Annotated in this window: 8 protein-coding genes; all 8 read left to right on the top strand. The window is 50.1% G+C overall.

What is annotated here, in order from left to right:
* The first annotated feature begins 31 nt into the window (after window positions 1-31).
* The 8 genes from BK127_RS01740 to BK127_RS01705 all read left to right on the top strand — a co-directional run bounded on the left by BK127_RS01740 (window position 32) and on the right by BK127_RS01705 (window position 13389).
* Complete coding sequence (locus tag BK127_RS01740; RefSeq protein ID WP_076227928.1) at window positions 32-4765, top strand: hemoblobin-interacting domain-containing protein; 4734 nt, start codon at window positions 32-34, stop codon at window positions 4763-4765.
* Between the two features lie 230 nt (window positions 4766-4995).
* On the top strand, window positions 4996-5964 hold the full coding sequence (locus tag BK127_RS01735) for an ABC transporter permease (protein WP_076228386.1): 969 nt from the start codon (window positions 4996-4998) through the stop codon (window positions 5962-5964).
* Between the two features lie 12 nt (window positions 5965-5976).
* On the top strand, window positions 5977-6873 hold the full coding sequence (locus BK127_RS01730) for a carbohydrate ABC transporter permease (RefSeq protein WP_083688967.1): 897 nt from the start codon (window positions 5977-5979) through the stop codon (window positions 6871-6873).
* A 112-nt stretch (window positions 6874-6985) separates the two neighbouring features.
* Window positions 6986-8620 (top strand): extracellular solute-binding protein, encoded by a 1635-nt coding sequence (locus tag BK127_RS01725; RefSeq protein WP_076227926.1) that lies wholly within the window; start codon window positions 6986-6988, stop codon window positions 8618-8620.
* Between the two features lie 33 nt (window positions 8621-8653).
* Complete coding sequence (locus BK127_RS01720) at window positions 8654-9727, top strand: Gfo/Idh/MocA family protein (RefSeq protein ID WP_076227924.1); 1074 nt, start codon at window positions 8654-8656, stop codon at window positions 9725-9727.
* A gap of 280 nt (window positions 9728-10007) precedes the next feature.
* Entirely contained in the window at window positions 10008-10910 is a 903-nt protein-coding gene (locus tag BK127_RS01715) for an ABC transporter permease (RefSeq protein ID WP_076227921.1), read from the top strand.
* A gap of 5 nt (window positions 10911-10915) precedes the next feature.
* Entirely contained in the window at window positions 10916-11794 is an 879-nt protein-coding gene (locus BK127_RS01710) for a carbohydrate ABC transporter permease (protein WP_076228380.1), read from the top strand.
* A gap of 68 nt (window positions 11795-11862) precedes the next feature.
* Window positions 11863-13389, top strand: coding sequence for an extracellular solute-binding protein (locus tag BK127_RS01705; protein WP_179097350.1), 1527 nt, complete (start codon window positions 11863-11865; stop codon window positions 13387-13389).
* The last annotated feature ends 32 nt before the right edge of the window (window positions 13390-13421 follow it).

Below are 13421 nucleotides of genomic sequence, written 5' to 3'. Positions count from 1 at the left end.
TTGGGGACGGGAAAGGCGGCGGTACTTATGTATGTTATTAAGTTTAGCTTTATTGTTCACGGCATTATTACCAATTAGCGGTTTCGGCGCTGCAGTTGTCAATGCCGATCCGCTGCCGGAAAGCGATCTGATCAATGAGTCATTTGACGGGATGGCAACGGGATCGACACCAGCTAACTGGGGAGTGTCGGTGACCGGAAGCTCTTATGTTAAAGTGGCTGAACGGCCTGAGGGCGGACGTTTTCTGCAAATTTACGATGCAAGCAAGCAGGCGACACAGGGAATCACCAAAACCTTCACCTCACAGACGGGCAAGCTGACCGTTCAAGCGGATGTGCAGCTGCCCGCAGGGGCTACAGCCGGCAAGGAAAACATGCTGTTCTATATCCTCGATTCAGCTAACAAACCGGCAATTGCGCTCAATCTGCAGCCGGACAAAATTATTACCTATCGCACAGTCAGCGGTGTCACGACGAGCACGACACTGGCCACGGGTCTGCCCCTGAACGGCTGGAGAAGCCTGATTGTTGCAGCGGATTATAGCAGCAAAACGTATGATTTCTACCTGGACGGCTCACTCATTCAAAGCGGTGTACCTTTCCGTTACGATGATGCCGTGAACCTGAGCAAGCTCCAGGTAGCTGGAGCCTACTATGCGGATAATGCGAACTATATCCGTATCGTTAATCTGGATCAGGTAGCCGTGTACAGCGGGGCGGTCAGATTGCTGCAGCCTCCTGTGCTTGCTCCTGACGTGACGAATGCCACAGTGGGTCAGCCGGTTGATCTTGCTTTTACGGATAGCGCTTCATGGCGTGCGGCGATCAGCGGCGTTGCGATTGACGGAGCGACAGTCAGCGGTTCAACGTATACAGTGGGTTCCGGCAATCTACATATCGGGGCAGCCGCTTTTCCAACCGCCAAATCGTATCAGATCGTTGTGAAAGCCGCCGGATACGTGAATGCAGCCGTTACACAGCAGGTCTATGCAGCGACGGTAACCGATCTCGTGTATGAAAGCTTTAATTCGATCACGGTGGGAACGACCCCTTCCCAATGGGGAGCCCAGACGACAGGCAGCTCATATGTGCAGGTGAAAGAGAAGCCTGATGGAGACCGATATTTACAAATTTACGATGCCAGTAAAATGACTACGGAAGGCATTAACAAGAGCTTTGCCTCACAGACAGGCAAGCTGACGATACAGGCTGATGTCCAGCTGCCGACGGGGGCAACTGCTGGCAAGGAAAATGCGCTGTTCTATATGCTGGATTCAGCGGGTAAGGCTGCAATTGCATTGAGCGTCACACCTGATAAAATAACTTCGTTTCGAACCGTGGGAACAACAACAACGACAACGAATCTGGTCACAGGACTTCCGCTTCATGGCTGGAGAAGCATCACGGTGGCTGCTGATTTCGCAGCCAAAACCTTCGACTTCTATCTCGACGGCGAATTGAAGTCAACGGCTGTTCCGTTCCGGTACGATGATGCCGCCAATATAGCAAAGCTGAAGGTCAGCGGAGCTTCCTATGCAGATGATGCCAATTACATCCGCATCGTGAACCTGGACAATGTCCATATTTACGTGGGCGAGCCAAAGTTTCCTGCACCAGACCTTGTTACGCCGCCGGCACCCGGTGTTGAGAAAAATTCCTTCGACAGCTACTCCAGCGTATTCCTTTCCTCCAGGTGGTGGCGTACCGACGGCATGGATGGACAGTTGGGAACACTGGATGTGTTGAAACGTTTTATGGCTACCGATGACAAGTGGTCTTATATAACCGACAAAAACCAGATTTCCAATATCGTACGGCAGGGAGTCGGCTTTCAGGGCACCTTGAATATGAATATGGGATCGGTTGGCAGAGCCAAATACTTCGACGGAACTCCGATTGTAGCGCCATGGATGACCTGGGGAGCGACCTGGGGCAGCATGAGCGATCCGTTATACTACCAGGCTGTGCTGAATGTCGGCAAGCAGAGCATCGACGCGGGAGCGGCTTCCTTCCAGTTTGACGATTGGCGTGGCAGCGTGGATGCCTACAAGTTCGGCGGAGATTTCTGCGATCCGTGCATGGAGCAGTTCCGCCAGTATCTGGATGACAACTATTCGGATACACAGCTGAGTGGCTGGGGAGTTTCCGATATATCAGCCTTCAACTATAAGACGTATTTGCAGACGACACTTAATGTTCAGACCAACGGCGATTATATCAATAAAAAAATACTATCACCCTTGGACGGTGCTTTTAGTGATTTCAACTACAAGGCTGCCATTGGTTTTCATACCCGGATGAAACATGATCTGGAGGCTTATGCGGGTACAACGATAGAGTATTCCAATAATGCTCCCTTCATTAAGGATTCCGTGGCAAGCAAGCATTTTCTGCATGATGCGTTCAATTATGGCATGGGTGAGAATGATGAGGACTCCATGACCATCGATAATATGGTAACGAACGGCTCCTTGTCCTCAGGCCTCGGCAAGCCGCATATCATATCGCCGCTGCCTTATCACGAGGCCAAAATTCGTGAAGGCATCGCCGCATCCTATGCGCTCGGGCAGTATATGCTCGTACCGTGGGATGCCTGGCTGCAGGGCTCGACGCGCTACTTCGGAACCGTCGAGCAGTACGGTGATTTATTCCATTTTATCAGGCAATATCCGTTCCTGTTCGATGGGCAGGAGCCTCCCGCCAAGGTAGGCATACTTGTCAAATGGAGCGATATGAATTTTGCGACGCTCAGCAGCTTGTCGATGAAATTGTTTAAAGCCGGTGTACCTTTCAGAATACTTGCTGCCAATGACAGTCTGCCGGCTTATGCGCTGCGCGAGCAATCATTTGAAGGTCTAGACACGCTGATCGAATATGCTCCGACAGCTTCCTTCAGCGCGGCCGACCAACTGCTGATCAGCAATAGCGGCGCCACTGTTCTCGGTGCCACCTATGTCGATTCATCCTGGCTCGCTGCCAGAAGCCAGGTGTCTGTCAGCGGCGGAGAACAGTTGTATGCCACCGTTCGCTCGCCTGAGAACACTCACGCTCCGAAAGTCATCCACCTGCTGAACCGTACCGGGCTAACGGCAGAGGATATCGAGCTTACGTTGGCGGATTCGGCATTTTTTGGAGGCTCCAACCTTCAGGCCGTGCTTTACCGGCCGGGCCATAATCCGCTTGAGCTTACTGTAACAAATGCAGCAAGCGGCAAGCATAAGGTTACGGTTCCTTCCCTGGAGGAATGGGGAATCGTTCGTGTCGGCAGCGGCAGCTCGATAACGTCCGGAGATGTGTTCAACGTATCGGCGCCATGGTCGGGTATCGCGATTGGCAATCCCGCTCCCACAGGTTCGGCATCTTCCAGCGGAAGCACCGTTACCGTCACGAGCTCCGGTGCAGGCCTGCATGTGCCGTCCAAGGGGGATATGGGGTCCTCGGATCAATTCTCATATGTATATGAGCAAATCCATGCGACACCGCTTCAGGATTACAGCGTAAGCACGAGGCTTGCGGACTCCACAGGGGCTCCGAACGGTGCATTGACGGGTCTTATGCTGCGCGAGACTCCGGCCTCCAACGCCAAGTTTGTTGCTATTGCTAACGTTGCAGGGAACGGGCTGAGGCTGTTCTGGCGTGATGCAGACAATAGCGAAGTCGGCTCCTTGTCACTCGGTCAGCCGGCGCTTCCAGGGTATGTAAAGCTGGTAAGGCATTCCGGGACATATTCGGCTTATTATTCCTCGGACGGCATTCAATGGGGAGCTGCTATCGGTACGCATGATATTTCACTGCGCACTACGCTGGGAGGCGTCTTCACTGCAGCCGGCAAAGGAAATGCATCCCATACGGCTTCGTTTGATTCTACCGCCATTACGTATGGTGAGGTGGTTCTTCCGTCCGGTCAGCTGGATCACCTGACTATAGGCGGCCTGCCACAGCAGCTGTCGGTAAGCAAGACAGCGCAGGCAACGGTGACCGCCAGCATCTACAATTCAGGAGTGGAAACGAAGCTGGATATTACAGGCGAGCAGATTCAATATACATCATCCGACCCGTCTGTAGCGATAATCAGCTCCAGCGGGATCGTAAGCGGGATCGCACCAGGAACGGCAACCCTAACGGCGTCATTCACCGCTAACGGCGTGACCGCAACGGGAACGGCAGCGATCACGGTCGTGCCTCCGAATTCCGTACTGCTTGACGAAACGTTTGATTCCTATGACGTATCAGAGCTGCCGGCAAGCTGGGTATACAGTCCCACTACAGTGGGAGGCTCTTACATCCAAATTTCGGAGACTCCGTCCGTATCGGATAAAAGCCTGAATATTTATGATAACTCGCCGGGTGGATTCCCATCGGCAACAGCCAGCTTTGAACAGCAAGCCGGTCCGTTCTCCGTCCAATTCGATTTCAAGGTAAGTTTCGGTACGGTGAAAAGCAACGGCGGTGCGATCGTCGCTTATATGCAGTCGCCAAGTGGAACTAATGGTATCTCGCTGCTGGTTGAAGACGACGGCTTCTGGTATCTGGATGGATCGACGACGGTTGTAGTGGCTCCAGTTGTGGAAAATCAATGGTATGCGATTCGTATTGATCTGAATCCAGCAACAAGAAAAATGGATCTGTATATTGATGGAGTGAAGGTTGTGGATCAGGGGAACTTCCGCAACGCAGTCGATACGATTTCCAAAATACAGGTGGGCGGAAGCTCCAACGGAGTGGAAACGTCGGCCTTCTGGAACAATGTGCACATTTCTTCCTGATAAGCAGTCTGTCAGCTCATGCAGCTATATGATGTAACTAAGAATCAAGCCCGGAGAATGTAAGGCTCCGGGCTTTCCCATGTAACAACTACTGTTTATCCATATACAACATAGATCCGTCTATGTAAGCCGTCTGGCGAGGCTGTTACACTTATCCTGTAAGCGCAAACAAAGCAGGGAGCGCGCTATTCAGCAAGAAAACTAGAAGTAGCATGGAGGTGAGAATGAAAATGAATATCGAACATAATGAGAGCGTTATCGCCAGTGCTACCGTCAAACGGTCGGGCACACAGAATAAATCCGGCTGGCTTTACGATCTCCGTAGAAACACTAACCTGTATCTGATGGTGCTGCCGGGACTTATCGGGTTTATCGTGTTCCATTACATACCGATGTACGGCATCATCATTGCTTTTAAACAGTATGATCTGGTCCTCGGATTTATGGAAAGTCCATGGGTCGGCTTCAAGCACTTTCAAAGCTTTTTTAACGATCCTTATGCGGTCCGGGTCATTAAAAATACGCTGCTGTTAGGCTTTTACAGCCTGCTGATCGGCTTTTGGCCACCGATTATTTTGGCGCTGCTGCTGAATGAGCTTACCTGGAAAAGGTGGAAAAAATTTTTCCAGTCGATCAGCTACCTGCCGCATTTTATCGCGATGGTTGTCGTGGTTGGGATGATGATGGACTTTCTGAGCATTAATGGTGTGGTGAACTCGATCCTGCTTTCAATGGGTTTTGACAAAATAGCCTTTTTTAATGAATCGGGCTACTTTCGCAGCCTGTACATCGGCAGCGGTATTTGGCAGGGTATCGGGTGGGGATCAATTCTGTATTTGGCGGCTCTGACCGGCATCGACCCGGAGCAATACGAGGCCAGCTATATCGATGGCGCCAGCCGCCTGCAGCGCATTTGGCATATCAGCCTTCCGGGCATGCTGCCGACGATTACGATTCTACTGATCCTGCATGCCAGCGATATTATCAATATCGGCTTCGAGAAAGTATACCTGATGACCAATCCCGCGATTTATGAGGTGGGCGATGTGATCCAGACGTATGTGTACCGAAGAGGTATTGTAGACCGCAATTTCAGCTATGCGACTGCAGTTGGTTTGCTCAACAGCGCTGCCGCCTTCCTGATTCTGTATACGGCCAACAAAGCGAGCAGGGCGCTGAAGCAAAATTCGTTGTGGTAGGAGGAACCCCATTTGAAAAATACAGGCTTGGCCAATCGGCTGTTTGATATATCCAATTTCACCGTACTCATGCTCTTATCGCTCTCCATCGTACTGCCATTTGTGTATATGCTATCGATTTCCTTAAGCAATCCGGTACAAGTGGGGCTTTATCAGGTGGGACTGATACCACACGGGTTCAACTGGAAGTCGTACGAAACAGTTTTTCAGGATAATCAGATTCTGCTGTCGTACTGGAACAGCGTGCGTTATACGATGCTGGGCACTGTGCTGGTGCTGCTGATCGGCTGCATGACGGCATATCCGCTGTCTGTTAATCGGTTCAAGGCGCGCAGACCCTTATCGATACTGTTTACGTTTACGATGTTTTTCAGCGGCGGCTTGATTCCGTCCTTTATGCTGCTCAAAAATTTGAGCCTGCTTGACACGATTTGGGCAATAACGCTGCCCGCTGCATTCAGCTTCTGGAATATCGTCATTCTGCGTACCAATTTTCAGGCAATGCCGCAGGAGCTGTATGAATCGGCCTTTATCGACGGTGCCAATGACTGGCAGATTTTGTTCCGCATCGTGCTGCCCTTGTCGAAAGCGATTCTGGCGACGATTGCGCTGTTTGCCTCTGTCGGGCTGTGGAATGCCTATTTCGGCCCATTAATGTATCTGACCTCGCCTGAAATGCAGCCTCTGACGATTATTCTTCGACGCATTTTGCTGGCCAATGAGGTGTTGTCACAGGGCGCGCTGGATCAGGCCAACAGCATGGAGATCGACCCGGTCGCCTCAGCAGGACGGATGATGAGTATTCGGATGGCGACGATCTTTGTCACGATTGGCCCGATCGTGCTGATTTATCCGTTTGTACAAAAATATTTCGTGCAGGGTGTTCTCGTTGGTTCGGTTAAAGGCTGAGCGGGTTGCGGAGTGGAAGGATTAGCTGCTGCGTGTTTATGGATCTATCAGTCTGCATTCTGGTGGTGTAAGGTGAAGCCATTTGCAAAATACAAACAATGGAGGGGTTTATGTGAACAAAGCTACAACAAGAACGGCTGCTGCCGTCATGGCGATCTGTATGACGATTTTGGCCGGGTGTCAGAGCGGGGAGAAAGCCGCTTCGACCGCGCCTGCCGCAGCAGGGGATGGGAAATCTGCGAAGGAAATCCCGACAGTCGAAATTATGACGGCCTGGGACCCGGGGCTGCCAATCAGCAGCGATCTGCCCGTGTTCGTAGAATGGGGTAAGCGGACAGGGATCAAATTCAACGTCAACAGCCCGCCAAGGGATGCATTCAAGGAAAAAATAAACATTGTGCTCACCTCGGGCCAACTACCGGATATGATGAAATTTTTTCAGGACGAAACGACGCAAAAGGAATACGGTCCGCAGCTGTTTGTAGCATTGGATGATTACATGAAAGCCGGCAAGCTGCCCAATCTGGAACGCTGGCTGAAGAAATACCCGGAAATTGAAAAGGCGATGCGCCGTCCCGAGGATGGCAAGCTGTACGGCTTCCCGCTTGTCCAGGATTTTGATTTTGCAACGACGCTGTGGCAGGTGCGCAACGATCTCCTGAAGAAGGAAGGACTGGACGCGAGCCAGATCCAGAGCGTCGACGATTTGAAAAAGGCTATGCTGGCGCTGAAAAAGCAGACCGGAGACTATATCACCTCCTCGCGGCTCGGCTTTGATTATTTTGCCGAACGGTCGCAGGTGTATTTTGGAGTTAATGTCAACAACGGTCCGAATAACGGAATGATGTTCGATCCGGAGCAGAAAAAATTCATGTTTGCCCCGGTTGATTACAAGGATCGTTACAAGCAGTGGGTTGAGCTTATGCGCTGGATGTACGCCGAGAAGCTACTGCACCCGAACTTTCTGACGATGAAGGACCAGGAGTTGTTCGCAGGCTACGCGAGTGACGATTTCCCGCTGATGCTGGAGCAAACGGCGATGAAAAACCTCAATATGACGGATGATCCAGCCAAGGAAGTACAGCCGATCTATCCTTTCAAGATCGATGGGAAGATCCAGTCGCAAAATCTCGATCCGCATTACAATATCCATTACCGCTCACCGCTTGTCATTAACAAGAAATCCAAACACATAGATGAAATCATCAAAGCGATGGATTATACGTACAGCGATGCAGGTATTGAGCTTTTGATGCTGGGCGTTGAGGGGGAGACCTTTTCAAAGGACCCTAAGACTCCGTCAGGCTACAAATTCGACAAAACGCAAAGCGCTTGGACGGTTGGCACAGACGGAAAGTTCCCGGACGGATTGAAAAAGGGTACGGATTACGGTTACGGCACCTGGTGGCTGACTGGAGTGATTCCTGCCGCTGCTCGTTACAGCACATGGAGCTACAAGGAAGGGCAGGAAAAGGAAGCGCAGCTGGTTCCTGATCGGATGAAAAAGCTGAAGGAACTGGGGGCGCTGCGTGATCCTGAACCGGCATTAAATTGGAACAAGGAAGAATCCTCCAAAATATCCGAAATCAGCACAGCGATGAAAACCTATATCAGTGAGAACGTGACCAAGTTTATTCTCGGTCAAAAGCCAATGACGGAATGGGATGCTTTCACTGACGGCTTCAAGAAGTTGAGATATGAGGAGCTCACCAAAATGTATAACGAGAAATACAAAACCTTGAAATAGCCGATATCGAATCGAGAAAGGAGGGATATTTCGATGACACGGTTAAAGGTGGGTCTGATCGGACTCGGAGAGGTTGCGCAAATTATTCACCTGCCTGTGCTGGAAGCGCTGGTGGAGCGGTTTGAAATTGCGGCGCTCTGTGATGTTTCTCCCGGCGTGCTGCAGGCCATAGGTGCGAGATACAGGGTAACACGACTTTACGAGGATTATCTCCAGCTCGTCAGGGAGCCGGACCTCGATGTCATTTTCGTGCTGAACAGCAATGAATACCATACAGATTGCACGCTTGCCGCCCTGCAGCATGGAAAGCATGTACTGATCGAAAAGCCGATGTGTATGACACTACCGGAAGCGGATGCGATCATTCAAGCGCGGGATGAAGCGGGGAAGCATGTTATGGTCGGATATATGCGGAGATACGCTCCCGCATTTCTGCAGGCGGTGGAGGAAGTGAAGGCGATGGATGTCATCCATTACGCCAAAATTCGGGATATCATCGGCCAAAACCGGTTGTTTATCCAGCAGTCGAGTGTTGTGAGTAAATACGATGATATTCCTCCTGCGGCTATCGCCGATCGTACGGAACGCAGAAACAGCCTTCTGAGGGATGCGATCGGATGTGTCCCGGTAGATTTAACGAGAGCTTATGGATTGCTGAACGGGCTAAGCAGCCACAGCTTGTCCGCCATGAGGGAAATGCTCGGATTTCCGCAGCATGTCGCTTCGGCTGTCACCTGGAAAGGCGGCAGCTTTATTCAAGCCGTATTCGCCTATGACGGATATTACGCCACTTTTGAAACGGGTACGGACGGATTGAGAAGGTTTGACGGCCATCTCGAAGTGTTTGGAGCCTCCAAGCAGGTGAAGGTTCAGTATGATACCCCTTATATCCGCCATCTGCCGACTCTTCTGCATATCCAGGAGACCCAGGGGGAAGCACTGGAAACGCGTGAGATCAGACCTACCTATAAAGATCCCTATACCCTGGAGCTTGAGCATCTGCATGAGGTCATAACGGGATCGGTTCCACTCAAAACGACACCGGAGGATGCCAGGCAGGATTTGGTGCTGTTTGGATGGATCATGGAACGCTTAAAGGTGAACTAAATAAATTTGCTAATAACCGTGTCCTCCGTTAACACTGGAAGGCATGGTTTTTTGTCGTTCAATCACCGGAGATTGGCTAAAGATTATCGAGTTTGTCAAATGATTATCCCGGTGTCTCAACGCTTTAGACAGCTGTCCGGTTCAACTGGTTGGCTGTTGATTATATCCTGAACCATTCTTAACCTGCTACATTCGGAATGCGGATTAGAGCTTCCGTGTTCGAACCATACAGATCATACAGCTCGGGGAGGTGAAAAGAATCATACACAAGCACAAACAAATGCGGCAATTCTCCATTCGTTCAAGGGATGGATGGCTTTACCTGATGCTGCTGCCCGGACTATTGTTCTTTATTTTGTTCAAATATTTACCGATGTGGGGCGTATTGATTTCACTCCAAAACTATCAGCCGGCTCTCGGACTGTGGGGAAGCGAATGGGTAGGACTGGCTCATTATAAACGTTTTTTTTCTGACCCTTCCTTTTGGATGCTGTTTCGCAATACGACGTTGCTGGCCGTGTACAGCATCGTGATCTTTTTCCCCATGCCAATTATCGTTGCGCTGCTGTTGAACGAGCTTCGGGTGCAGTGGTTCAAGCGTTCGATACAAACGTTAATCTACATCCCGCATTTTTTCTCAATTGTTGTCGTTGTGGCGATTTCCTACGTGCTGTTCACAACAGAGGGTGGGATTATCAATGAAATGATAGTGGGGATCGGCGGCGAGAAGGTTAACTTTTTGACAGAGCCCGAGTGGTTCAGGCCGATGGTAACCTTACAGGTGGTCTGGAAGGAAACCGGGTTTGGGACGATCATTTTTCTGGCCGCACTGGCGGGCGTTGATCCGCAATTGTACGAAGCGGCCAAAATAGACGGAGCCAATCGTTGGCACCAGCTCTGCCATATAACGCTGCCAGCGATTCGGAGTACGATTGTCATTTTGCTGATCCTTCGGCTGGGACACTTTCTGGATACTGGCTTCGAACAGATGCTGTTGATGATCAACGCATTGAACCGTGACGTAGGCGAGGTATTTGATACGTATGTGTATACCAGCGGTATTCTGGAAGGCCAGTTCAGCTATTCAACCACGGTGGGTTTGTTCAAATCCATTGTTGGCCTTGTTCTTGTAGTAATTGCCAATCGGATTGCCAGAAAATTAGGTGAAGAGGGGGTGTATTGAAACGTATGCTGCACAAACGCTCACCGGCAGGAGTTCTATTCGACACAGCCAATTACATTTTTCTGATTGGAATTGCGTTGATTACATTGCTTCCGTTTCTGCATATTGTGGCCGGTTCGCTTGCTTCCGCCCGCGAGGTGTTGAACAGCCGCTTCATTTTGTTCCCTAGGGAGTTCTCACTGGAGGCGTACCGATTCATATTTTCGGAAAGCACTCTCTCCCGCAGTCTGGCGACGACCGTATATATTACTGTTGTGGGTACTTTTGTGAATATGGCGATGACTTCGTTGATGGCGTATCCATTATCCCGTAACATTAAGGGGAAGCGGCCGATTATGCTGCTGATTGTGTTCACCTTGCTGTTCAGCGGAGGGATGATTCCTTCCTTTCTTGTGGTGAAATCACTCGGCTTGTTGAATTCCTATGGGGCGTTGTGGCTTCCCGGTGCGATCAGCCCGTTTTATTTGATCATTATTATTAATTTCTTCAAGCAGCTGCCTGTTGAATTCGAGGAATCGGCCAAAATCGACGGCTGTAGTGACCCGCGAATTTTGTGGAGTATTATATTGCCTTTATCGATGCCGGTGATGGCAACGTTTTCGCTTTTTTATGCGATTGCGCATTGGAATACATTTTTCCAGGCATTGATCTATATCAATGACGCTTCCAGATGGCCGATTCAGGTGCTGCTGCGGCAAATTGTGATCATGTCCTCCGGCGGGATCGGGGATGCCAGCTTCAGCAGCGAAACGACGATTCAGGTACCGCCCCAGACAGTGAAAATGGCCGTTATTGTCGTGTCCACACTGCCGATTATTGTTGTTTATCCATTTTTGCAAAAGCATTTTACGAAAGGCGTGCTGGTCGGATCGATCAAAGGTTAATTCATCACATAATTGAGCGTCCACGCAGCAATTTATGCTATATAATAATGATGAGGGGTAGGGGAAATATGAAGTCTATAACAAGCAATAAACGAACTATTTCTTTAATATGTGTTCTATCTACGGTAGTGACTATGGCAGCGGGGTGCGCGAATCAGGAAAAGGGGAATGCGGCTACAACGCCTGCAGCGGGATCCGAGCCTCTGAAGCTTAGTATTATGGCTACCTATTACACGCCACAGCCGCCGAATGCTCAGAATGAAGCATGGAAAAAGCTGCAGGAGCTGACCGGTACTTCTATTGATATGACCTGGGTACCCCGCTCGGCTTTTGATGATAAGGTGAGTGTGTCGATTGCCTCCAATGACCTCCCGAAGGTGATGCTGGCCTTGAAATATAATGCGGCACCTTTGGTTAACGCAATTAAATCGGGTGTGTTCTGGGAAATCGGACCGTATCTAAAGGATTATAAAAACCTGAACGCGATGAATCCCATACCATTCAACAATACCAAGATTGACGGCAAAATCTATGGTTTGTACAGGCCGCGACCCATATCCCGCCATGGTATCATTTTCCGCAAGGATTGGCTGGATAATCTGGGCTTGAAGGAGCCGAAAACACCCGAGGAATTATATACTGTGTTGAAAGCCTTTACACATGACGATCCTGACCGCAATGGCAAGAACGATACATTAGGCATGGCGGAATACAAGGATATTGAATCGTATTTAATGCCGCATATGGCAGCCATTTTCGGAGCGCCGAACAAATGGAATGAGGACAAGGGAGCGTTTACGGCCGAGTTCATGACAAAAGAATATTTGGATGCGCTCAAATTCATAAAACGGCTGTATGACGAAAAGCTGATGAACCAGGATTTTGTCGTGACCGAAGAGCTGCAGCGCAGCACGATGTTTTATCAGGGAAAAACAGGGATTGTGCTTGGCAACGCCGATGGTGCAGGCTCGATGCAGAATGAGCTGCGCAAAAACCTTCCTGATGCCAAGGTGGAGCTGATGGGCGGCATTGCCGGTCCGAAGGGAGAACGGAATATGGCGCAGCAAGGCTATACCGGTGTCTATCTATTCCCCAAATCCTCGGTAAAAACGGAAGCCGAGCTTAAAAAGATTTTGTCCTTTTTCGATAAGCTGCTCGAGCCGGATGCCGTTAACTTGTTAGCATGGGGTATGGAAGGCAAGCAATACAAGCTGGTTGATGGGCAAGTGGAGAAGCTGCTGGATAACGAGAAGTTTACGAGCGACTTACTTGGTCTTGATGAGCTGCGCATCGATGACAAGGCGAAGGAGCTGCCGCTCAAGGGCGAGGACGCCATCACCAAAAAAGCGAAAAAAGCAATGCAGGACAACGAGAAGAAAGCCGTTCTCAACCCGTCGCTGGGGCTGGAATCGGAAACTCTGGTTCAGAAAGGCACTGAATTAAATAAAATCATCAATGATGCCAAAATTAAGTTTATTACAGGCAAGCTGGACGAAGCAGGCTGGAATAAGGCGGTCGAGGATTGGATCAAGGCCGGCGGCGATAAGGTCATGACGGAACTGGCTGAAAGCCTAAAGAAGTCACAAACCAAATAACCGGTGGTCCAAGGGAGAAGCATGTCTTTTCC

The organism is Paenibacillus sp. FSL H7-0331 (genome assembly GCF_001956045.1).
This window is presented reverse-complemented; position numbering and strand designations above follow the sequence as displayed.

Excerpts from the sequence above, each read along its gene's own strand:
- BK127_RS01740 (WP_076227928.1), top strand. The coding sequence starts at position 32 with ATGTTATTAAGTTTAGCTTTATTGTTCACGGCATTATTACCAATTAGC.
- BK127_RS01735 (WP_076228386.1), top strand. The coding sequence starts at position 4,996 with ATGAATATCGAACATAATGAGAGCGTTATCGCCAGTGCTACCGTCAAA.
- BK127_RS01720 (WP_076227924.1), top strand. The coding sequence starts at position 8,654 with ATGACACGGTTAAAGGTGGGTCTGATCGGACTCGGAGAGGTTGCGCAA.
- BK127_RS01715 (WP_076227921.1), top strand. The coding sequence starts at position 10,008 with ATGCGGCAATTCTCCATTCGTTCAAGGGATGGATGGCTTTACCTGATG.
- BK127_RS01710 (WP_076228380.1), top strand. The coding sequence starts at position 10,916 with ATGCTGCACAAACGCTCACCGGCAGGAGTTCTATTCGACACAGCCAAT.
- BK127_RS01705 (WP_179097350.1), top strand. The coding sequence starts at position 11,863 with ATGAAGTCTATAACAAGCAATAAACGAACTATTTCTTTAATATGTGTT.